General features: G+C 51.7%; 28 protein-coding genes. 24 read left to right on the top strand and 4 right to left on the bottom strand.

What is annotated here, in order from left to right:
- Positions 1-5: 5 nt before the first annotated feature.
- The 23 genes from NX720_RS15320 (at position 6) to NX720_RS15210 (ending at position 17,501) form a co-directional block, all read left to right on the top strand.
- The gene (locus NX720_RS15320; protein ID WP_262595671.1) at positions 6-536 is read left to right on the top strand and encodes a hypothetical protein; all 531 of its coding nucleotides are present in this window, start codon (positions 6-8) and stop codon (positions 534-536) included.
- The gene (locus NX720_RS15315) at positions 536-2,077 is read left to right on the top strand and encodes a phage portal protein (protein WP_262595669.1); all 1,542 of its coding nucleotides are present in this window, start codon (positions 536-538) and stop codon (positions 2,075-2,077) included. Before NX720_RS15320 ends, NX720_RS15315 begins: the two co-directional genes overlap by 1 nt.
- Complete coding sequence (locus tag NX720_RS15310) at positions 2,025-3,947, top strand: phage major capsid protein (protein ID WP_262595668.1); 1,923 nt, start codon at positions 2,025-2,027, stop codon at positions 3,945-3,947. Before NX720_RS15315 ends, NX720_RS15310 begins: the two co-directional genes overlap by 53 nt.
- A gap of 86 nt (positions 3,948-4,033) precedes the next feature.
- Positions 4,034-4,246, top strand: coding sequence for a hypothetical protein (locus tag NX720_RS15305; RefSeq protein WP_262595667.1), 213 nt, complete (start codon positions 4,034-4,036; stop codon positions 4,244-4,246).
- Entirely contained in the window at positions 4,243-5,235 is a 993-nt protein-coding gene (locus NX720_RS15300) for a hypothetical protein (protein ID WP_262595666.1), read from the top strand. Before NX720_RS15305 ends, NX720_RS15300 begins: the two co-directional genes overlap by 4 nt.
- The gene (locus NX720_RS15295) at positions 5,232-5,477 is read left to right on the top strand and encodes a hypothetical protein (RefSeq protein WP_262595665.1); all 246 of its coding nucleotides are present in this window, start codon (positions 5,232-5,234) and stop codon (positions 5,475-5,477) included. The genes NX720_RS15300 and NX720_RS15295 overlap by 4 nt, the downstream gene beginning before the upstream one ends.
- Positions 5,458-5,721: a hypothetical protein gene (locus NX720_RS15290; protein ID WP_262595664.1), complete on the top strand. Its 264-nt coding sequence runs from the start codon at positions 5,458-5,460 to the stop codon at positions 5,719-5,721. Before NX720_RS15295 ends, NX720_RS15290 begins: the two co-directional genes overlap by 20 nt.
- Before the next feature lie 14 nt (positions 5,722-5,735).
- The gene (locus tag NX720_RS15285) at positions 5,736-6,041 is read left to right on the top strand and encodes a head-tail joining protein (RefSeq protein ID WP_262595662.1); all 306 of its coding nucleotides are present in this window, start codon (positions 5,736-5,738) and stop codon (positions 6,039-6,041) included.
- Complete coding sequence (locus NX720_RS15280; protein WP_262595661.1) at positions 6,034-6,651, top strand: hypothetical protein; 618 nt, start codon at positions 6,034-6,036, stop codon at positions 6,649-6,651. Before NX720_RS15285 ends, NX720_RS15280 begins: the two co-directional genes overlap by 8 nt.
- A complete protein-coding gene (locus tag NX720_RS15275) occupies positions 6,621-7,157 on the top strand; it encodes a hypothetical protein (RefSeq protein WP_262595660.1) in 537 nt (178 codons plus the stop codon). Before NX720_RS15280 ends, NX720_RS15275 begins: the two co-directional genes overlap by 31 nt.
- Complete coding sequence (locus tag NX720_RS15270) at positions 7,157-7,735, top strand: phage baseplate assembly protein V (protein WP_262595659.1); 579 nt, start codon at positions 7,157-7,159, stop codon at positions 7,733-7,735. Before NX720_RS15275 ends, NX720_RS15270 begins: the two co-directional genes overlap by 1 nt.
- A gap of 51 nt (positions 7,736-7,786) precedes the next feature.
- On the top strand, positions 7,787-8,122 hold the full coding sequence (locus NX720_RS15265) for a GPW/gp25 family protein (RefSeq protein WP_262595658.1): 336 nt from the start codon (positions 7,787-7,789) through the stop codon (positions 8,120-8,122).
- On the top strand, positions 8,122-9,024 hold the full coding sequence (locus NX720_RS15260) for a baseplate assembly protein (RefSeq protein ID WP_262595657.1): 903 nt from the start codon (positions 8,122-8,124) through the stop codon (positions 9,022-9,024). Before NX720_RS15265 ends, NX720_RS15260 begins: the two co-directional genes overlap by 1 nt.
- Positions 9,017-10,075: a phage tail protein I gene (locus tag NX720_RS15255; protein ID WP_262595656.1), complete on the top strand. Its 1,059-nt coding sequence runs from the start codon at positions 9,017-9,019 to the stop codon at positions 10,073-10,075. Before NX720_RS15260 ends, NX720_RS15255 begins: the two co-directional genes overlap by 8 nt.
- A complete protein-coding gene (locus NX720_RS15250) occupies positions 10,072-11,328 on the top strand; it encodes a gp53-like domain-containing protein (protein WP_262595655.1) in 1,257 nt (418 codons plus the stop codon). The genes NX720_RS15255 and NX720_RS15250 overlap by 4 nt, the downstream gene beginning before the upstream one ends.
- 2 nt (positions 11,329-11,330) lie before the next feature.
- Entirely contained in the window at positions 11,331-11,828 is a 498-nt protein-coding gene (locus tag NX720_RS15245) for a DUF4376 domain-containing protein (protein ID WP_262595654.1), read from the top strand.
- Between the two features lie 96 nt (positions 11,829-11,924).
- On the top strand, positions 11,925-13,076 hold the full coding sequence (locus NX720_RS15240; RefSeq protein WP_262595653.1) for a phage tail sheath subtilisin-like domain-containing protein: 1,152 nt from the start codon (positions 11,925-11,927) through the stop codon (positions 13,074-13,076).
- Positions 13,073-13,582 (top strand): phage major tail tube protein, encoded by a 510-nt coding sequence (locus NX720_RS15235; RefSeq protein WP_262595652.1) that lies wholly within the window; start codon positions 13,073-13,075, stop codon positions 13,580-13,582. The genes NX720_RS15240 and NX720_RS15235 overlap by 4 nt, the downstream gene beginning before the upstream one ends.
- A gap of 14 nt (positions 13,583-13,596) precedes the next feature.
- The gene (locus NX720_RS15230; RefSeq protein WP_262595651.1) at positions 13,597-13,836 is read left to right on the top strand and encodes a phage tail assembly protein; all 240 of its coding nucleotides are present in this window, start codon (positions 13,597-13,599) and stop codon (positions 13,834-13,836) included.
- Positions 13,837-13,969: 133 nt separating this feature from the next.
- Entirely contained in the window at positions 13,970-15,922 is a 1,953-nt protein-coding gene (locus tag NX720_RS15225; protein WP_262595650.1) for a guided entry of tail-anchored proteins factor 1, read from the top strand.
- A 1-nt stretch (position 15,923) separates the two neighbouring features.
- A complete protein-coding gene (locus NX720_RS15220) occupies positions 15,924-16,331 on the top strand; it encodes a phage tail protein (RefSeq protein WP_262595649.1) in 408 nt (135 codons plus the stop codon).
- Positions 16,300-16,509 (top strand): tail protein X, encoded by a 210-nt coding sequence (locus NX720_RS15215; RefSeq protein ID WP_262595648.1) that lies wholly within the window; start codon positions 16,300-16,302, stop codon positions 16,507-16,509. The genes NX720_RS15220 and NX720_RS15215 overlap by 32 nt, the downstream gene beginning before the upstream one ends.
- On the top strand, positions 16,500-17,501 hold the full coding sequence (locus tag NX720_RS15210) for a contractile injection system protein, VgrG/Pvc8 family (RefSeq protein ID WP_262595647.1): 1,002 nt from the start codon (positions 16,500-16,502) through the stop codon (positions 17,499-17,501). The genes NX720_RS15215 and NX720_RS15210 overlap by 10 nt, the downstream gene beginning before the upstream one ends.
- Before the next feature lie 48 nt (positions 17,502-17,549).
- On the opposite strand, the gene NX720_RS15205 is transcribed toward NX720_RS15210, so the two are convergent.
- The 4 genes from NX720_RS15205 to NX720_RS15190 all read right to left on the bottom strand — a co-directional run bounded on the left by NX720_RS15205 (position 17,550) and on the right by NX720_RS15190 (position 19,847).
- The gene (locus NX720_RS15205) at positions 17,550-17,681 is read right to left on the bottom strand and encodes a hypothetical protein (protein ID WP_262595646.1); all 132 of its coding nucleotides are present in this window, start codon (positions 17,679-17,681) and stop codon (positions 17,550-17,552) included.
- Positions 17,678-18,028 (bottom strand): PH domain-containing protein, encoded by a 351-nt coding sequence (locus NX720_RS15200; protein WP_262595645.1) that lies wholly within the window; start codon positions 18,026-18,028, stop codon positions 17,678-17,680. Before NX720_RS15200 ends, NX720_RS15205 begins: the two co-directional genes overlap by 4 nt.
- 124 nt (positions 18,029-18,152) lie before the next feature.
- On the bottom strand, positions 18,153-18,464 hold the full coding sequence (locus NX720_RS15195; RefSeq protein WP_262595644.1) for a helix-turn-helix domain-containing protein: 312 nt from the start codon (positions 18,462-18,464) through the stop codon (positions 18,153-18,155).
- Between the two features lie 1,158 nt (positions 18,465-19,622).
- Positions 19,623-19,847, bottom strand: a complete 225-nt coding sequence (locus tag NX720_RS15190) for a hypothetical protein (protein ID WP_262595643.1) — start codon at positions 19,845-19,847, stop codon at positions 19,623-19,625.
- A 304-nt stretch (positions 19,848-20,151) separates the two neighbouring features.
- Between NX720_RS15190 and NX720_RS15185 the strand changes: the two genes are divergently transcribed.
- A complete protein-coding gene (locus NX720_RS15185; protein WP_262595642.1) occupies positions 20,152-22,005 on the top strand; it encodes a CHY zinc finger protein in 1,854 nt (617 codons plus the stop codon).

Below are 22,005 nucleotides of genomic sequence, written 5' to 3'. Positions count from 1 at the left end.
CTGACGTGATTCCAATGACCATTACCGCCGGTGTTACTCTGGCATTCGATCTTAACTTTACCGCCTATCCGGCTGACCGCTGGACCATGACTCTCTACCTGAGGGGAGCCTCAGCCATTGATGTGACGGCTACGGCTGACGGCAACCGGCACCGGTTTAATGTGTCTGCCACTCAAACTGCTAAATGGACAACCGGCGTTTACCGCTACGAGGTACGCGCTACCAGTAACGATGGTGAAGTGGCGCTGGTGGACGCAGGCCGGGGGCTGGAAATCAATCCAGACCTGACGGCAATCAGCGAACCATCCGACGCCAGAGGCCACGCCCTGAAAGTACTGGAAGCCATTGAGGCCGTCATTGAAGGTCGAGCCAGAAAGGACCAGTCCAAGTACAAGATCAATAACCGTGAACTGGAGCGAACCCCGATCCCCGATTTATTAGCCCTGCGTCGTGAGTACCGTGCGGAAGTGTGGCGGGAAAAGCGCAAGGCTCAGGGCAAGTCACCGTTTCAGCATATTCGTGTGAGGTTTAACTGATGCCCTGGAACCTGTTCAAGCGTTCGGTGTCGGTTGAGGCACCCACCAAGAAGAAAAGCCGCAGGTTTATTAACCATGCGCTGGTTAAATCCCTGTTCGATGGCGCAAAAACCGACCGGCTCAGGGCCGACTGGCCATCCTTTCCCATTGATGGTTGCGCCATTATTCGCCGTAACCAGCGTATTCTGGTCGCCCGATCCCGGGAACAGGCCGCTAATAACGACTATGCCCGTTCATTCCTGCGGGGTGTGAAGAACAATGTGGTGGGCGCTGCCGGGGTTAAGCTGCAGGCGCGCGCCATGGATGCCAACAAAACATTAGACACCATGGCGAACGATGCCATTGAATCCGCCTGGCGTGAATGGAGCAAACGAGAGAACTGTGACGTGGCGGGTCGCATGAGCTGGCCGGAGCTGGAAAAGCTGTTAGTCACCACCGCCGCCAAAGACGGTGAGCTCCTGCTGGTAATGATGGAAGGTGCTGAGGCGGGACCCTGGGGTTTTTCATTGCAGGTCATCGATCCGCAATACCTGCCGGTGGACTACGACCGTGACAACATGGCGGACGGGCATTACATACGACACGGTGTAGAGATGAACCAGTATGGTCGCCCTGTCGCCTATCATCTGGAAACCCACGAGAACAACACAAGAGCTTATCTCTGGGGTTCAACCCGTTATATCCGGATACCTGCCGAGAATGTTATTCACGGTTTTGTTTCTGACTTCATTGGTCAATACCGGGGACTGCCGTGGATGGCCACCGCCCTGTGGCGCATGAAGAACCTGAACGAGTTTGAAGACTCGGCCCTGACCAATGCCCGAACCGGGGCTAATAAACTGGGCTTTCTGGAAAGTGAAAGCGGTGACGAGTTCGACCCGGACGAAGAAGAGCTGGAACTGAATACTGAGTCAGGGGAATTTACGGTACTGCCCCCCGGTATAAAACCACCCACCTCATGGGACCCGGGCTATCCTGCCGGAGAATTTGAAAAGTTCAGCCAGCACGCTCTGAAGGGCATCGCCGCCGGTCTGGGTATGGCGTACCACAACCTGGCGTCTGACCTGACCGGAGTGAATTACAGTTCTGGCCGGTTGGGCGCACTGGAAGAGCGTGAGTTCTGGAAGGATATGCAGGCGTGGCTGATCGAATGCCTGCACCAGCGGGTTTATGAACGCTGGTTAAACCGGGCGCTATTGACCGGACGCATTGTTACGGAAACCGGCAGGCCACTGCCCGCCCACAAAATTAACAAGTTTCTGAATGTTCACTGGCAGCCCCGCCGGTGGGACTGGGTTGATCCACAGAAAGACATGAACGCCGCCGCCGGAGCCATGGACAAGTTACTGAAAAGCCCTGGCGAAATTATCCGCAGTCAGGGACGTGACCCTGATGAGGTGTGGCGGGAATACGCCCGTGATATTGACGCCATGAGAAAAGCCGGGATTCCGGAAGACAAAATCAATTTATTCTTGCAGGGAAAAGCCAATGCCAGCAGCCAGCCAGCAAACAATCCAGCAGCTGATAAAGACGCTGAATGACAGCAAACCACGCCGCACCTTTGAAGTTCGCAGCATTGATGAGGAAAAGCGCACCGTTGAACTGGCGTTCTCCAGTGAAGAACCCTATCGCCGGTGGTTCGGTAACGAAGTACTGGGACACGATACGGACGAAATCCGGCTGGACCGGTTACAGGATGGTGCGCCACTGTTGTTTAACCACCACTTTGACAAGCATATCGGCACCATTGAAAGCGTCACTGTCAGTAATGACAAGGTGGGTCGGGTACTGGTGCGCTTTGGTAACTCAGAACTTGCCAATGAGAAGTGGCGGGATGTGGTGGACGACATTCTGAAGAAGTCCAGCGTCGGCTATCTGGTTCATGCCATGCGGCTGGTGGAAGAACGGGATGATGGCGTGGACGAGTACCGGGTAACGGACTGGGAGCCTTACGAAGTATCGCTGGTGACGGTTCCGGCTGACAATTCCGTAGGCGTAGGGCGCTCAATGGACGATAACAGTCGGTCGGAAATAACCCCGGAGGAAACCGACGAACAAAACGGCAACACTGCCAGTCATGGTGAAACCGAACCTGAACCTAACAATCAATCAAGGGATATTGAAATGCCTGATCCAGTAAAACCAGAACAAACCCCACCTGCTGATGATCAGGTGAACGCCCGGCAGGAGCGTCAGGCAGGAACTGATGCAGAACGCAAGCGGGTAAAAACCATCATGGACATGGTGACAGCCTACGGTCATGAACAGCTGGGCATGAAGCACATTGCCGACGGCAAGAGCCCGGAAGACTTCCAGAAGGCGCTGCTGGAAGAGATGAACAAGCGTGGTCAGGCACCGGTGAAGAATCCACCCAGCTCTGGCGAAGACGCTGAGCTGGGCATGAACGATAAAGAAGTGCGCCAGTACAGCTTTATGAAAGCCATTCGCGCGCTGGCCAACCCTCAGGATATTCGGGTGCAGAAAGATGCTGCATTTGAGATTGAATGTTCCCACGCTGCCGCAGAAAAAAGCGGAAAGAGCGCCCAGGGCATTATCGTGCCTCAGGATGTTCTGTCACGAGCTATCAGTCCGGGGGGAACCGGCGCTGAAGTGATTGCCACCGATTTACTGTCTGAGTCGTTTATTGACGTACTGCTGAACCGTTCCGTGGTGCTGGGTCTGTGTACTCAGTTGTCCGGTCTGGTGGGCAACGTGGATATTCCCCGTATGGCGTCCGGCGCAACCGGCTACTGGGTAGACGACGATGAAGACGTGACCGCCAGTCAGCAGGAATTCGACAAAATCAGCCTGAGCCCGAAAACCGTGGGCGCACTGGTGGAAATCACCCGCCGGCAGCTGGTGCAGAGTTCGCTGGATATGGAAGGTCTGGTACGTCGTGACATCGCCCGCCAGCTGGCACTGACTATTGATCTGGCTGCCCTGTACGGAACCGGTGGTAACAATCAGCCTACCGGTGTTGCCAATACCAGTGGTATCAATTCCGTGACCTTCGCAAAGGCCAATCAGCCGACGTTCACTGAGCTGGTGCAGATGGAATCTGAAATCTCTGCGGATAACGCTGACGTGAACAGCATGAAGTACCTGCTGGACGCCAAGCTGCGTGGTCACTGTAAGACCACCGAGAAGTTCAGCGGCTCCAATGGCCAGACCATCTGGGAGACCGGCAACACCATCAACGGTTACAGCACTGAAGTGACCAACCAGATGAAGGCCGGTGAAGTGATCTTCGGTAACTGGGCAGACCTGATCTGTGGCATGTGGGGCGGACTCGATTTAACCGTTGACCCGTTCACTCATTCCGCAAAAGGCCGGGTACGGGTTGTGGCGTTTGAAGATGTGGACTTCGCCATGCGTCACGTCGAAAGCTTCTGTCGCGGCAAGGTGGCGTAACCACCAGAAACCCATTGATTAAAAGTGTCCTTGCAGGCCGCCTTTGCTTTCCCCCGGCAGGGCGGCCTTTTTACAGGAGATGAATAATGCCCTACGTATTATTGAAAGAGCCGGTCTTTATTGCGGGTGAGCTGAAAGACGCTGAAGAGCATATAGAAGTGTCGAAAGGACTGGCGGCTAACCTGGTCTTTCGCGGCAAGGCGGAATTGTTAGCAGAATACAATGCGGATCAGGAAGCTACTGAAGAGCCAGAGCCGGAAAAAAAGAAGCCTGCTAAAGGTAAGAGGGGTAAATCATGAGTCGCCGTGGTTTGTATCCCTGTGTTTCGCCGGTCGTTAATTCGGGAAGGTTTAAGTCCATCGGGAAAGTCTGGACGCCGAATTATAACGGCGTGAATTCGTATGTTGAGATTCCCGAGTGGAAACCTGTAGGCGACTACAGAGTGGTGATGGTAGTTTCAATATCTATTCACAAAAATCACCACACAGTATTCGACTCCCGAATAGACGAAAACGACTCTGAATTTTGGTCAGATTCTTCAGGAGTTATTACATGGCGCCCCTCCAAAACACCTGATATCAGATTGAGATCAAAAAGGGTTGCTGAATCAACATCTTTAAATGTGTGCGTTGAGAGAGTAGGTGACACGTACACACTGACCGTGGATGGGGAATCAACATCACATACTGAGCAAAATATCTCACCTAATGCGAACCGCATAGATGGCTTTGGAGGATTTAATCCTAATAATGCGCATATGCTAGGTCAAATCCACAGCATACGTCTGACAGACCTTGAAAATTCATCAAACTCCCGCTACTACGAATCCATTATCCGATCTGATGAGGCTCCTAAAACGGCTATTTTAGAAGATCGTTATTGTAATCCGGTTAAGCAGACATTAAGTACTGATTCTAGTTCGAGTGTGAAGGTTGAAGCGACCGGCGATTTCTTCAGGTTAGAACGATTGAACGCTTCGGGGCAGTACGCCGGAGTCGAACTACTGAGCGTCGTGGCTTCTGGAACTCTTCTAAAAATAACGGTAACAAATTTTTCTGGATCGAATAGCGATAAGCTCGTGGCATATCTGGGAAATAAATATATCAATATATACCGTGACGGCGAGTACCTCTATTATTTCACAGATACCGGCAAACTAAGCTTTATATTCGATGAATCCAGACAGCTAGGTTATGCGGTGACTGCAAACATTGTCGTGGAAGCCATCACTCATGGCCAGCTAATCAATTTCGGCACCTCCGAACCCTGGGTGGAATTAAAACAATGACCAACACATACACCATTTACCGAATCGCAGACATAACCGACGAAATACAAATTGAGCTGGATGAACAATACGATCTGCATTTCGTACAACCCCGCAAATGCAATGCTGGCATCTGGGCAATAGTCACCGGCGTACTCGACCACCCAAAAGTCAGTCACTACTATCTCACACAAAAAGAAGCTGAGCAGTTAATGCAAACCCCGGAATGGAGCCGCCAGACGGATGACAATATTAATCAATAACCAAACCGGCAACGCTGAAAGCACTGTTCAATCAGTCACTGGCACATTTTATTTACAGATCAGCGGACAGTTCAATTACGGCCTGATCCGTTTATTTGCGGAAATTGCCCCCGGAGCGGGTTACAGCCTGATTTATGAAACAACCGCTACAGAAGTTGTTTCGGTTGATTTGCCCTATGGAGCCAAATACAAAGCTGAGATTGTCAGCATTGAGGGAAGCGGCGTTACCGTCACAGCGGTTTAATTCAGGAGAGAACCATGAGCCACTTCGACTGGGAAGACCTTGACGACTTTCTGAACGATGATGAGTTTGCCGCCGTGGCGTTTTTTCATACGGCTCAGGGCGAAAAGCGGGTACACGGCATTTTTGACAATGCGTTTTTACTGGCTGAAACCGGTGAGGTGGATATTGAAACCACCCAGCCCCGGTTTACCTGCAAGGCGTCGGATACCGGGCTGATCGAACGGGGGCAGGACGTGGACATAGAAGGTGAGCCTTTCAGCGTCCTGACCGTCGAGCCGGACGGCACCGGGCTGGCTGTGGTCGTTCTGTCCAATGAATAAACTGTATTTTGATCTGGATTTTGAAGAGCTGGATACCGTTGCCAAAGGTCTGGGCGCAACGGAAGTCGTTGTTAAGCAGGCATACAACGCTGCACTGACATTCACCGCCCGCAAACTCAGCACACTGGCCGCACGGGCATTACAGAAAGGGCTGGACATTAAGGCTCAGAAGTTTATCCGTAAACGACTGTTCCAGTTTAAGCGCAGCCGCAACGGGTTGGGAGAGGTAACGCTCTGGTACGGTCTGAACGATATGACCGCAGTGGCCTGGGGCAACCCAAAACAGACGGCGGAAGGCGTTAGTGTTGGGAACCGAACCATTAAGGGCGCATTTCGGGCAAAGGTTAAAAAGTTTGGCAGTGACAAGGATTACAAAACCGGTGCCTTCATTCGCCAGCCCGGAGGCAAACGCCGGGGACCGAAGATGCTCAGCCAGAAAACCGGGCGCAAGTACCGTTCACAACTCCCCATCCAGTTAGCCACCTTCCGAATTAAAGATCAGGCCGAAAGCATTATAGAAGACGACGTGCTGGTGGATTTTGAAGATATTTTCATGACCGAATACGAGCGACAACTGAAATGGCGAATGGAAAAATTGAAACAGGGTTAGACCTGAATGAGTGGCACCAGTCGGTCATTGATGGACTGAAAACCCTGAAGGCGTTTAAAACCGTGGCTGAATACCCACGGGAAAAAAAGAAAATTGTCACCCCCGCTGCGTTTCTGGAACTGACCGCCATTCAGGCACAGGCTGATGATAATGCCAATACCGAGCAACTGCCCGTTACGCTGGAAGCGGAGGTACGGATTATCTGCGGCTACCGCACCAAAGAGGTAAAGCGCTATATCCGGCTACTGGCGGCGCAGGTGGCTCATTATCTGGACGGGCAGCGGTTTGGCGTGCCGTCACAGCCTGCCAGAGTGGGCGGGTGCTGGCCGGATGAGTTTGATACTGAACTGGATAACTATGAAGTCTGGCGTGTGGTGTTTACTCAGGATGTGCTATTGGGTGCCACGGTGTTTGATGACAGCGGGATTATTCCGGAATCGGTTTATGTGGGCTTTGCGCCGGACATAGGCAAGGATCACGAAGACGATTACACGAAGGTGGTTTAATGGACGTTTACCGGATACTGGAAGACCTGGAACGGCGACTTTCCAACCTGTTGCGGATTGGCGTAATAGAGAACAAGGGGGGCGAGCCGTCTGACAAGGTTCGTGTCCGGATCGGTGAGCTGCACACCAAGCCCTTGCCCTGGTTAACCCATCGGGCAGGTAATGATAAGACCTGGTGGAAGCCGGAAGACGGGGAACAGGTGCTGGTACTGTCACCGTTTGGTGATCTGGCTCAGGGCGTGGTTCTTCCTTCTTTATATAAGGAACAGTTTTCAGCCCCCTATAACGATGCAGGCAAACACATCACTGAATACGCGGATGGCGCCCGTATTGAGTACGACCGTAACGCCCACAAGCTGACCGCACAGTTACCCGGGGGCGCAACCACTGAGCTGACCAGCAGCGGTGGGATTACCTTTACAGGTGACTTGCTGGTGAACGGCAATATCACCGCCACTCAGGACATCACCGACAGTACCCGCAGTATGCAGGCTGACCGGGATATCTATAACGGGCATAACCACCCCGGCGTGGCGTCCGGGCCTTCTACTACCGGGGCGGTTGCTCAGAAACAATAACAGGAAAACCCCCCGGAGGAATTCCCCCACCACACCCCACACACTGTCAGCATGAACGGAACAGACGCTGTCAGTGGCAAGCAATTGTCCGGACTGGATCATCTGCGCCAGTCCATCACCGACATTCTCACCACCCCTGTTGGCACCCGCATTCAAAGGCGTAGCTACGGCTCGCGCCTGTTTGAACTGGTGGACGCCCCCATGAACCGGGCAACGCTGATTGATATTTACGCCGCAGCGGCGGAAGCGCTGGAAATCTGGGAACCCCGTTTCAAGGTTGAGCAGATTCGGGCAGTCGCAGCCCAGCCCGGCAGGGTGGAGTTAGACATTGTAGGTGACTATCTGCCGGACGGTCAGAAAATCACACTGGATGGGATTGTAATTTAATGAGCTTCACCGTTATCGACCTGAGTCAGCTACCGCCACCGAAAGTGGTGGAGCCGCTGGACTATGAACAGATCATTGCCGAAATGATTGACCAGCTGGTCAAGCTGCAACCGGATTTTACGGCACTGCTTGAAAGCGACCCTGCCTACAAAATCCTTGAGGTCTGCGCCTACCGTGAAATGCTGCTACGGGCAAAGATCAACGACGAAGCTCAGGCGGTGATGCTGCCTTACGCCACGGGTTCCGACCTGGATAACCTCGGCGCACTGTGGAACGTTAAGCGACTGGTGATTGATGCCGGTGATCCTGACGCCATTCCACCACGGGAACCCACTTACGAAACTGATTCAGCCCTGCGTTACCGTATCCAGCTCTCTATGGAAGGGCAGACCAACGCAGGTACAGAAGGTTCGTACATCTTCCAGAGCCTCAGCGCATCCGGTCAGGTGAAAGACGCCAAACCCAAACGGCAAAACGACGCCGACATTATCAACACCATTCTGTCCCATGAGGGCGACGGCACACCGTCCGCTGACCTGCTGAAAACCGTCACGGATCATCTGATGCAGAAACACGTCAGGCAGCTGACCGACGACCTGACGGTGCAGGGTGCCACCATCACTACTTACCGGGTTAAAGCCGACCTCTACACGCAAGGCGGCTTAGGGGTTGAACAGGTGATGAACGCCGCCCGTGATGCGGTGCAGAAGTTTGTCGAGTCACGACATAAACTCGGGGCTATTGTGCCAGTGTCGGGTATTTACGGGGCGCTGCAACAGGCGGGTGTCAGTCGAGTGGTGCTCCATGAACCAGCGGCAGACATTACCCCCACGGATGTACAGGCGGCTTACTGTTCAGCTATTGAGCTGACTCAGAAGCAGGAGGTGCTGAACAGTGTCTGACTTGCTTCCACCTTCAGCAACTAAACAAGAAAGAGCGCTTGCCAGCATCAGCGAACGCATTGAGCAATTGCCGGTGATTTACCGCAAGCTCTGGAACCCTGACCTGTGTCCGGTTGAGTTCCTGCCCTACCTTGCCTGGGCGTTCAGTCTCGACGACTGGAACGACAACTGGCCGGAACATATCAAACGCCAGTCGTTAAAAGATGCCCTCTACCAGCACCGTATTAAAGGCAGTTTACAGGCGGTTGAAAACGCCATTGCCCGGTTCGGTACTACGGCGAATATTACCGAGTGGTGGCAGCAGTCGCCCAAGGGTTTGCCGCATACATTCAGCGTGGATATTTCAGCGCAGGATAATGAACGGCAGTTGCCGGTATTGGAGATTGGGACGGGGGATGAGGAAGCACTGCATTGCAGTCAGGCTATTCCGGTACAGACTGGCCGTGTCTATCGGGTTCGTTTCAAGGTTCGGCAAACCGTTGACAACCCGGGTTCAAGCGGTATTTTTGCAGGCGTGGCCACGCTGGATAAAGACTTTAATTATCTGAATTCTGATCCTGGTTGGTACCGTTATTGCTGTACTTTTGGTCGTTCCATTACCAGTGCCGATGGCTGGCAGGTGTTTGAGGGGGAGATTACTGGGGAAGGTGACGACAATCATAACCAGTTCCGCCCCGGTACTGCCTACATTCGGCCGATGTTTTTTGTGAATTGCTGGGATGGCACTGGCACCGCACAGGTCGCCGAACTGGAATGCTGGGACCTGTTCGAAAACAGACAACTGGTGCCTAACCCCCGCTTTGAAAACGGCAAGCAGGGCTGGTCAACAGTCTACGTAGGCGAAACCGTCCCCGACAACGCCCCCGGCACCATCAAAACCGCCGCCTTCCGCCCCGATGCTGACCTTCAGGACGACATCATCAACGCCATCAAACAGGCCAAGCCGTTACGCAGCGATTTTAATTTCAACGTGGGAACGGTTCACGCCGCACCGCTAGAGCTGAACGCCCACGTTCATCAGGTCGTATTATCCAGGGAGACATGGGAATGAGTCTGACCATTCACCAGAGCGGCATCGATGCCGCCATTAACGCACAGGCCAGCGGCTTTGCCGGTGTCACGCTGAACCGTGTGGACTTGTACAACGGCAGCAGCAAAATAAAGCCGCTGACCCTGAAAGGGGTGCAGGTCATTGAGCCGTCACGGATTTACGTTGTGGCGCAGGACAGTACCACCGACGTGTATGACGTAACCAAGATGCAGTTTTACACCGATGGCGGCGTCCTGTTCGCCACGGCTCAAAACGACGACGGTTCAACGATTCAGAGCAAGGCGGCTAACGCTACGCTGTTGCTGGCGCACCAGTTGAACCTGAGCGCCAACCCCGGCACGGTTGCCCCGTCTGGTAATGTGTCGATCTATGCGCCCCAGGCGACGGAGTCCCTGTTAGGAACGGCAGAGATTGCCACCCAGTCAGAGGCCAACGGTTCCACCGATGATACCCGGATCATCACCCCCAAGAAGCTGCATAACCGAACGGCTACGGAATCCCGCCGGGGTATTGCTGAAGTAGCAACCCAGACAGAAACCAACGCCGGTACAGACGACAGTCGGCTGGTGACGCCTAAAAAGCTGAAAGCCTGGTGGGACGGGGTTCGGTCATGGGGGAATATTACCGGCAAGCCCTCGGTATACCCTCCCGCTGCCCACAACCACACCATCGCTAATGTGGACGGCCTTCAGACAGCCTTGGACGAAGGCACCCGCCAGGCCACCGAAAGCCAGCGGGGGCAGGCTGAGATTGCTACGCAGGCGGAGGTGAATGCGGGGACTGATCATCAACGGATGGTGACGCCGAAGACGTTGAAAAGCCGGTTGTCGTCGTTTGTTAGGAATGCGACTGAGAGTATTTCAGGTTTTATAAAGATTGGTACTCAGGATGAAATAAATTCTGGTAGTTCAGGCAATGTAGCAGTCACTCCGAGCAAAATGCGTTTTGGTTTTGTCGCATCACTTTCAGGACATATTGGATATATCATTTTTCCCAAATGGCTGGGAGGGTTCATCTTGCAGTGGGGACGCCATTCATTCCAAACATCAGGTAATACCACCCAGTCCCATTCATTTCCTGTAACGTTCCCCAACCAATGTATGAATGTAATTATCGGTGATTGGAATAATTCAGATAATACAGAGTCGTCAGTTAGATTACGGTCATCAACAACAAACTCTCGGTTGGATGTTCACTGTAAAAGTGCATCCTTAGGAAGTACAGCTTTTTCATATCTCGCAATAGGTTTTTGACTATGGACTTTTATTACAGCAAAGAGCGTGGTGGTTTTTATATTTCGGGTATTCATCGTGATATCCCCGCCGATGTTGTCAAAATCACAAAATTAGAACATCAGACACTTTTAATTGGCTTATCTGAGGGAAAAATCATTGATATCAATGAGAATGGAAAGCCATTTCTTGCCTATCCAAGTGTCTCGGAAGAACAACAGCAAAAACAAAAATACGAACAATGGAAAGCCGAACGTCAGGCAAAGGTAGACACCATTGTCGTAGAAATCGACGGCATGAAATTCGACGGCGATGAAATCAGTCAGGAACGCATGGTGCGCGCGGCCACTCTTGCGTCACCGGATGAGCGCCTGAACTGGATACTGGCGGACAACACTGTAGCAGAGGTTACCGCTGACCAGCTCAGGCGCGCCGCTAGGACTGCAGGGGAAGAACAGGTAAAGCTGTGGATTCCCCAGCCGTTTATTGAGCGGCTGGAAGGGTTGTGGCCTGAGGGGTAAACAATTAAAGCAACCGGAAATAAACCCGGAGGAAACACAAACACAACGCGCCCAAGATAACGGTTAAATTCCATAAACAACGAGGCGCGCAGGGATATGCCTGAACAGTTCCTACACGGGGTCGAGGTCATCGAGATCGATGCGGGCCCCCGTCCCATCCAAACCGTTAAATCCTCTGTGATTGGTATTGTCGGCACAGCGCCGGACGCTGACCCGGTCGCTTTTCCTGCCGATACTCCTGTGCTGGTGGCGGGATCCCTGAAAGCGGCTGCGGCTCTTGATACCAAAGGCACCGGCGCTGGTACCTTGCCCGGCGCTATGGATGGCATCTTTGACCAGTGCGGGGCCGTGGTGGTGGTCGTTCGTGTCGAGGAAGGCGCAGACGATGACGCCACCAAGCAGAATGTTCTGGGCGGCGTAGAGGCAGACGGCAGTTACACCGGCCTCAAGGCGCTACTGGGTGCTGAGTCAAAACTGGGTTTTCAGCCCCGTCTGTTATGCGCTCCCGGCTTCAGCCATGACCAGACCATTGCGGCAGAAATGGAAAGCCTGGCGGCCAAGATGCGGGCGATTGCCATTCTGGATGGTCCTAACAAGGTAGATTCTGACGCCATTGATTATGTCCGAAACTTTGGGCAGCGCTGCTATGTGGTGGATCCCTGGGTGATTGCCAACGGCAAGGCGGAACCCGCCAGCGCCAGAATCTGCGGCGTGATTGCCCGCACTGATAATGAACAGGGCTTCTGGCATTCACCTTCTAACAAACCCATTTACGGCATTACCGGCACAGCCCGTCCGGTGGATTTCGTTCTGGGTGATACCAGCAGTCGCGCCAACCTGCTGAATGAAAAACACGTTTCCACCATTATCCGGATGGATGGTTATCGTCTCTGGGGCAACCGCACCTGCAACACTACGGACAGTAAATGGTTCTTCCTGAGTGTACGACGCACCGCTGACATTATTAACGACAGTTTGTTGCGGGCGCATATGTGGGCTGTGGATCGCAATATCACCAAAACTTACATCGAAGACGTGACCGGCGGCGTGAACGCCTACCTTCGCAGCCTTCAGGCACAGGGTGCCATTCTGGGCGGTGAGTGCTGGGCAGACCCGGACCTGAACAGCCCGGCCAACATCCAACTGGGCAAAGTCTTTTTTAATTTTGACTTCACCCCACCGTATCCCGCTGAACACATCACCTTCCGCAGTCATCTGGTGAACGATTATCTGGAGGAAATCCTATGAGTTTCGTCAATGACGTACTGAAAAATGTACGAATGTTTGTAGATGGCCGTGGTTATGCCAGTGATGTTGAAGAGCTGACCCCGCCCAAGCTGACCATTCAGACTGAAGACTATCGGGGTGGTGGCATGGATGCCCCGGTGGGTCTGGATATGGGTATGGAGAAACTGGAAGCCAGTTATACGCTGGTGAGTTTTGACCGTGATGTGCTGGCGCTGTTTGGTGTCGCCCCCGGTCAGGACATACCGCTGACCTTCCGGGGTGCGCTGGAAAGTTACGACGGCACAGTCACTGCAGTCGTCTACGAAATGCGGGGCAAGATTCGCGAGATCGACCCCGGCACCTGGAAGGGGGGCGACAAGCCCAGCCTGAGCTGCACCATGGACCTGCACTACTACAAGCTGACCCACGGCGGCAGTGTGATCCATGAAATTGATGTGATGAACATGAAGCGGGTAATAAACGGCGTGGATCGTTTAGCCCAGGTTCGTGATGCCATTGGCCTGTAAACGGGAATAAAAGAATGAGCAAGGACATTAAACTGGAGTACCCCATCACCATTGACGGGACTGAAATCAGTGTGTTGCGGATGCGTCGGCCTAAGGTGAAGGACATGCTGGCCACGGACAAAATCAAGAACGCGGCTGAGCGTGACATTGCTACGTTTGCCAACCTCTGTGAAGTCAGCCCGGCGGATATTGAAGAACTGGATATGGCTGACATGCAGCAACTACAGGAAGCCTTCCAAGATTTTTTGTCCTGAGTGATTCCGACATTCGGGAAGCCTGTATCGCACTGGCCAGTCATACTGGCTGGCCATTGTCCGAATTGCTGGAGCTGGACGCAGACGAACTGCTGCTATGGATTAAACACCTGCCTAAAGAAGGAAACAACTGATGGCCACTCAAACCTATAACGCCGTCGTTAAGCTGGGTGGCACTGTTGATAACTCGTTCAAGGGTATTGGTGGTGCGGTCAATAAAGCACTGGGCAAGACCCAGAAAGACATCCGCAAAACCAAAACCGAACAGACCAAACTTCTCAAGGAAATCAATAAAAACCGCAAGGCAGGCAAAGATGTTTCAGCCCTTGAGCGTAAATACAATGCGCTGGGTGATGAGCTGGAGCGAGCCAAGGCCAAGCAGAACGCCCTGAACCGGGCGCAGCAGGTCGGGGCTAAAAGTGGTCGCCTGTTTGGTCAGGTCAAAACGGCAGTGATGGGAATAACCGGCGCTGCCACACTGGCAGGTGGTGCCATCTTCGGTATGACCAAGTCACTGGCGGATACCATGGACTACACCGCTAAAACCTCAGCCATGTTGGGGTTCGGGGTGGAGTCGTTTCAGGAATATGAATATGCCGCCCAACGTTCGGGCATGTCGGCGCAGGAGTTCGCCACCAACGCACAAAAAGGCATTCGTAGTATATCGGAAGCGGCGCAAGGATTAGGTCAGGGTCGTCTGGTACTGGAAGAGCTGGGTCTGGATGCTGAAACCATGGCGATGATGTCACCGGAAGAACAGCTGAATACAATTGCTGACGCCATGGCAGGCGTGGACAGCCAGACCGAACGCATGAGAATGTCGGTGCAGCTGTTTGGCCGTTCAGGTGCCAAGATGACCAACATGCTCAAGGGCGGATCGGCGGGGCTGGCGCAGTTGCGGCAGGATGCCAGGGATACCGGTAATGTACTGGGCAATGAAGCCGCAACAGACGCTGAAAACTATATGGATGCGTTGCTCGATGTTGAATTGTCCATTGGTGGCGTGACTCGCATGGTGGGGGCGCAGTTAATGCCAGTGGTGACAGAAGCGTTCAAGAGTATGTCAGGCTGGATTGCTAAAAACCGGGACCAGATCAGCGTATGGGGCGGGAAGGTGGCAGAAGCTGCAAAGAATGTTTTCCCCGCCATTGTGGACGGTGTTGTTGGGCTGGGCAAGGGCTTATGGTCGCTGGGCTCAGCCATTAACAGCGCCGTGCAGTTTATCGGCGGTTGGGAGAATGCCGCCCTGGCAGTTGGTGCCGTGATGGCGGGCAAGATGATTGCTTCCGTTATTGGTGTGGTGTCTGCCATTGGTGGTTTAGTGGGTTCCCTTGGTGCGCTGGGTGGTGTCTTGCCGGTGGTGGGCGCAGGTATAAAAGCCGTCGGGGTTGCCCTGATGGCTAACCCTATTGGGCTGGTGGCCGCTGCCATTGCGGGTGGCGCGGCGCTGATCTATGCCAACTGGGAACCCATATCGGGCTTTTTCGGCTCGGTGTGGGACAGCGTGTCATCGTCCGTTGGTATGGCGTGGGATCTGATAAAAACCGCATTCAGCTTTTCACCGCTTGGAATGATTGTTAATGCCTGGCAACCGGCGATTAAATGGATCTCTTCAAAATTTGACTGGATCAGTCAGTCTGCAAATAAAGTGAAATCTTTTTTCGGTTTCGGGGATGATGACGACACGGAAAACGAAGCACCCACCAAGCCCCGTCTGGGCATTACTCAGCAACAGCTAACCGAAACACGACCGGAGCCGGTTATCCCACCGTTCGGTCAGACGGCTTATAAGCCAGAAGACAACAGGCAGCCGTACCTTTTCAACTCTCCCCTGAAGCCGGAAGAGAACAACAGACCACAGATCGGTGGTGCCTATGATGCCCAGGTGCAGAAACCGGAAGCCCTGAAAGCACAGGAAACCATCCAGCAGGCTGCACCCACTCAGCAGGTCAGCCAGACCGACGCCCGGAAGGTGGATAACATTAATATCTATGCGGCTCCCGGTCAGGATGCCACAGAGATAGGGCAGCAAACCGCCACCGAATGGGGTGGTGATAATGCCCTGTACGATTTAGCAGGAGCCTGATATGTCGCAGGTGATGATGAAATTGGGCAATTACACGTTCAGCCTGAACACGGCAGCGTATCAGCGATTGCAGCGTACCACGTCGTACCGCTGGAGCAGTCAGGACCGGATCAACAAAACCGCAGCGCGCCAGTTTATAGGCCCGGGGGATGACACTATAAAACTGGCGGGCGTGATCTTCCCCCAGTTTAACGGCGGTGCGGGTCAGCTGGATTCATTGCGTGAACTGGCCGGAACCGGCAAACCTCACTTGCTGGTGGATAGCCTGGGCATCGTTCACGGCTACTGGTGCCTGACAGACATCGACGAAACACAAACCAAACACCTCGCTGGTGGTATTCCCCGCCAGCAGGAGTTCAGCCTGAGTCTTATTTACTATGGCGACACGTTACCGAACCAAGCAGGGTGATACCCTGGACTGGATATGCTGGCGATTCTACGGCAACAAAACCGGCGCTGTGGAGCTGGTGTTAAAGCATAACCCCAAGCTAGGCAGACAATCCGCACTGCTGCCCGCTGGCCTTGACGTTGCCTTACCGGATTTTCCCGTTGAGCAGCGGGACGGGGGCGTGAAGCTGTGGGACTAAGCACCGGCATTCAGCCCGTTTACCGTATTACTGCAAATGAGCAGGACATCACCGACGCTGTTTCTGAAAACCTGATCAGCCTGAACCTGACCGATGAGGCGGGCATTCAGTCAGACAGCCTGACCATTCAGCTACACGACGCCGCCCCCGGGTACAGCCTGCCCGGCACCGGCGCAAAGCTGGAGGTCTGGCTGGGGTATGACAGCCATGTTCAGAACATGGGGCTATTCATTGTCAATGAACTGGAACTGTCGGGACCACCGTCCACCATGACAATAAAAGCGCAGGCCGCGCCACTGTCACCAGCTTCGGATACATTCGGGCAGATACAAACCCAGAAAAACCGCAGCTGGGAAAACATCACCATTGGCGATCTGGTAAAAACCATCGCTGAAGAACAGAAGATGACGCCGGTGGTGGGTGACACCCTGACCGATATTAAGCTGGAACACATCGACCAGACCAGCGAAAGCGACATCAACCTGCTGACCCGGATAGCCAAAGACCATAACGCCATGGTGAAACCTGTCTCTGGTCGTTTGTTATTCATGGAAAAAGGCAGGGGCAAGACGGCCACCGGCAAAGAGATCCCGCCGGTCATCATCAAGCCTGAAGACCTGACCAGCTGGAAGGTACGGATTGCAGAACGCAGCAAATACCAGTCAGTGACAACCCGCTGGCAGGACATTGGCAGCGGCGAAGAAAAGACCGTAACGGCAGGCGAGGGCAAGCCCGAACTGAAGATTACCCACAACTACGCCGACCAGCCCGCCGCAGAAGCTGCAGCGAAGTCACGCTATGAATCCATGCAGCGGGGAGCCAGCCGGTTGTCGTTAACATTGCCCGGTTCCCCGGACCTGAAAGCGGAAACAGTGTTAAAGCTGGTGGGGTTTCGTACTGCTGTTGATGGTGACTGGGTGGTGAGCCGTGTTACCCATAAGCTGGATAAGGGGTATGTTTGTTCGGTGGAGGGGGAGGTACCGAAGGGATAGAAGAAAGCCCGGGTTAACCGGGCTTCTTTAATCTGTGTAAGGGATCATTCAGGCTGCTTTTTTTGCCTGCTCATTTTCAGCCTTGAGATGAGCCTGGTATGCCTTTTCTGCAAGCTCACCAACTCTATCCAACAACCTGAAAATCTTGTTTGTGATTTCTTGTGTGGTCATGGTTTTCATAGGAAGCTCCCCTTATCCATTTCTTCCGTTAGTCTTTTTAATTCTACTTCGTCACATGCTTCTATTGCTTTAGCTACATCAGCAACAAACTTGGCATAATCCCTAGCTTTGGCGCATGTCCAAGCATGTTCTTCTAAACCCCGATGTTTTACCAGAAAGTCAATCATGTCGCAAACCTCAAGTAGAGCGTCGGCTATTTCCTGATAAGTTGGATCATCAGCAAGTTTAAGGATATGAATGCTGAATCGCTTACTGTTTAGCAAAACTTTGCTGCTTTCAAGAATTACCTTATCGTATACAGCCTGAACAAGCCGACTGTACTCATCATCGGTATCAACAGCGTACATTTGCCTTCCTTGTCTTCTTTTTGTTATTTGGTATACAGCTTCAAGTTGTTAGACAGTGTAAAACGGCACTGAAACTTAAATCAACCAATAGTTAACTTTGTAGCGGGCATCCTGCCCGGCTGGCTCAAGTCTTGCGGTAGTTCTCTACCAGCTTTTGCAGCCTCTTTAGTTCCTGATCTCGCAAGTCTTTGGGCAGCTTTCGTATTAGCTCAAGGTGCGGGGTCAGTTCATTATGATGACCCAGTAGCTCATCCGTAGTGACATCCAGTGCTTCCGCAATAGACACCAGCTCAGCTAAGTTACGCGGCTCGGTTTCACCATTCAACCAACGTGAAACAGTTGATTTATTCACATTTATCTCCAGAGCCAGCCGCTTTGATCGCCAGCCTTTGACAGTGAGCACATGCTCTAAACACTCCGAAAAATGTCGGTACATTCATAGCTCCACCCCCAATTATTACGAATTTCTCAAAAAGCATTCATTTTTTTTGGTTAGTAACTGTCCTGTTTCCAGCTAAATGTTGCACGCCGTGCAACTCGCTGAAAAAAATTGACCTGTATCAGTTATCTGTTTTTTTACACGCCGCAAGATGGTGTCACGCGCAGGCCTCGCGACACTGACAACGCAGTAACTAATACAGGTGTCGTATGTTCCAGATACAAAAAAACCGCAGCTCAGAGAGTGCGGTTTCGATGTCCATATCATTATCAATATGGAGCCCCAGCTCTGAACAGAGCTGTATAGAAAGTGGTGCCGGGACGCTGATAAGAGTACTCAGCACTCCCCACTGCTTCCCACCCGAAGGCACGGTTTAACCCACCGTTGACGGTTTTCTATCCGTGGACGCCCGGCATAGTAGCCGTTTGTCCTGCTGGGATGGCTCCCACCTGAGTAGTGTTATCAGCACTTGCAGGTGATGGGAGCCAGTCTGGCTTATATGTCAGACAGTCGTCAAGGTTAGCTGAAAATCATTTAACAAGATTTGATACCAATATTTTTCTGTTAAGACACTGGGGCAAAAATTCCTGTAGAAAGTGAATCAGAGTTTTTAATTATGAGTTTTCTCAGTCGTATGTTCACAAGAACTGGCTGATTTGTGCGGAAATTGCACAAAACTTGATAACTCTAAGACTTGTGAGATAGTGGGCTCGATCTTGGCCAGGGTCTCTTTATATAGGAAATAAGAATAAGGCGGTGATGCTATGTTGTTGGGGTTAAAAGTTGGTACTCAGGTAGCTGCAGAAGGGGTGGAGGTTGGTCGGGTTCTTATCGTGGATCCTGACCAAAAACCAAGAAAGGATAGCAGGGTAGTAGCAAAGGATTCAGACAGAACTATATGCTGCGGCTACGGCCAAGCGGAAGACTGCCCGATCCTTGGTGTGGTTGTGGGGGTTTATGATACTGTTTCGTGAAAAAGACAAGGCAGAAATAAATATATAGTGGGTACTACAAATACCCACTTATATCTAATATCGGATACTTTACCCATAAAATAATTTCAAATTGTGTGGTAAGCCAAAATAACCACAAAACCATATAAGTTATTGATTAAAAATAAATAAAAAGTCCTCTCGTCGGCACCATCGCCCCACTTTACCTAAAGAAAAATCCATAAAATAACAGTGAGAGCATGAGTGATGGATGCCCGGCTTTGGAGCCTCTATTGCTACAGGACTTGATGAACGGATCAAAACCGAGCTGCTCGACGACCTTTACAACAAAACGGGCGAGATAACGTTCCGGTAAATAATCATCGACACTGGCAGGAAACATGTCTGGAGTGCTGCGGTCAACTGGCCTGAAAGTCCATTTCTTCATTTGTCAGAAGTCGTTTGCCTGAAAGGTGATTATTGGCAATTACGCCAGATTTTTGCTCTAAGTCCGACTGGCTCTCGGTTCATTAATTAAAGTGGCGCTTAGGATTAAAGCGTTCTATATAAACGAGCTGATTGATTAATTTCAGGCAACCAGTTGCCCCCCCATTGACGACAGATGTTTTCTATAAACATGAATTATGTCTCGAACATCCCTTTTAAAAGTGCTTTCAAACTGAAAGAAACTCAGTGTGAAGCGATTTTGCGCTGAAAAACTGGATAGTTGAAAGCGAAGTGGAGTGAACGTTATGATTACTTTTTCCAATAAAAATGCCTTGCTCGCTATCGTTAGCTCTATATTTATTTTCTGCTCCGGGTTTCTGGTTTTAATTGTTTGCCTGTTGTCAGTGGCGCCCGGAGCCGAGGCGGCAGGGGTGCATTTCTATCCATATGAAATACAGGTCTCGGAGGAAATAAAACAAACTCAATATATACAACTATCTGAGCTCGATGATGGCTCAATCACTATTCAGAATATTGGAGAGCAACCCAGAGAGTTTGTTGAATCGTCAAGAGAACGAGGTTTATGTATTTTTCAGCCTGACACGGGTGTTCTAACCCTGACTCCAGCACCTTCTAATATTGAAGAGTTAAATCAGGAAAACCAGGATGCAGCTGGTTTCGATAGTACGGATTCCCTGATTTCCACTCTTGAAAGACTCAGTATTACCAGTGCTATCCCACCAACACAGGTTGATGAAATTAGATTAATTTTTGAAGGTACTTACACCGCTGTGTTAAGTAACCAGCATCCCCCTCAAAGGGTTACGCCCATTGAACGTTTGATTGAGCTGATCGGGGTTCTGCAAAATAGACTTGAAGAATCAGACTTCAGGGAAATCCTGAAGGAAATTGAAAGTTTAAATCTTTGGGTGCTGGTTCCCGAGTTGGCTGCGATAAATAATCTATTACCTGTCGTATCGGTTGCTGCCATAAACGTAGACTCTCCCAATAACTCACTGTCATTCCAGTTACGGGAAACAGACTCAGCCCTGACAGTTGATCTGAGAGTGGAGGATGGGCAGCGCTCAATTGTTACTCCGGGGCGGAGCAACGAACCGGGAGCCTTTCAAACGATTACCTTCCAGAATCGACCGGGATTATGCAACCTTTCGGAAAACCCAGAAGCCTGTCAGGAACAAGCTGCAGTGCATGAGAACTTTCAGGAACCGACAATACTTTCAGAATCAGAGCTAAATGGTATGCAAGGGCCAGACCTGGGCGACCACGCTTCCACTTCAACACCAGTACCCACTAACGTCCAGAGTGATGGGGTTGCCACAGATAATACGCCGGCTGATTCCACAAATAATCGTCAGGGAGCAGCCGGGGCAGTAGCAACAGGACTGCAGGCAATGATCGACATAGTAATGGAACAACTGCTACTTTGGGGTTCAAATCAGGCGAATAGCCTGCTGCCTGTTGTTTCAGGTTCAAGTGGGGACGCTATTGTTAGTGGCGTCCACTTTGGTTCTGTTATGGATCCGGCAGCTGAACTCCGAACTCAGGCTGAGCAGTCAGCAGCAGCGGCAGTGAATGCAGAGGATACTGGCTCCGAGGGTTGTGAGCATTATCAGCGACGCTGCCTGGTCAATTTTGAATGCTGTAATGAAACATGGTGGCCCTGTCATCGCTGCCACAATGATCGGAGCGATTGTGGAACAGTCAAACTAAAAGCCCGCAACGCAAAAAAAATAAAATGTTGCTCTTGCAAAGAGGAGCAGGGATTCAATGAATTCTGTCAAAAATGCGGCATTAAATTTTCTGAGTATTTTTGTCCCCATTGCCAGCAATTCAGCGGATTGAAAGACAGCCCTCATCACTGCAATAAATGTGGTATATGTCGTATCCATGGGGATAGTTCTTTCCATTGCGATGGGTGCGGTGTTTGCCTTGACAATCACCTCAAAGATAATCATCCGTGCAGTGAAAAATCAGCCCATGAAGCTTGCTGCGTTTGTTCTGAAAGTGTCTTTTTCGGGTGCAAAATATTGCCATGCGGTCATAAAATACACCAAAACTGCGCTAATAATATTATCAAAGACGGTATAAAGAACTGCCCGACTTGCCAACAACGTTTTGTCTATGAGAAAAAAAAATGA

This window comes from Endozoicomonas euniceicola (assembly GCF_025562755.1).
Classification (GTDB): Bacteria; Pseudomonadota; Gammaproteobacteria; order Pseudomonadales; family Endozoicomonadaceae; genus Endozoicomonas_A; species Endozoicomonas_A euniceicola.
Note: the sequence above shows the minus strand (reverse complement) of the source record. Positions and strands in the feature narration are given on the sequence as shown.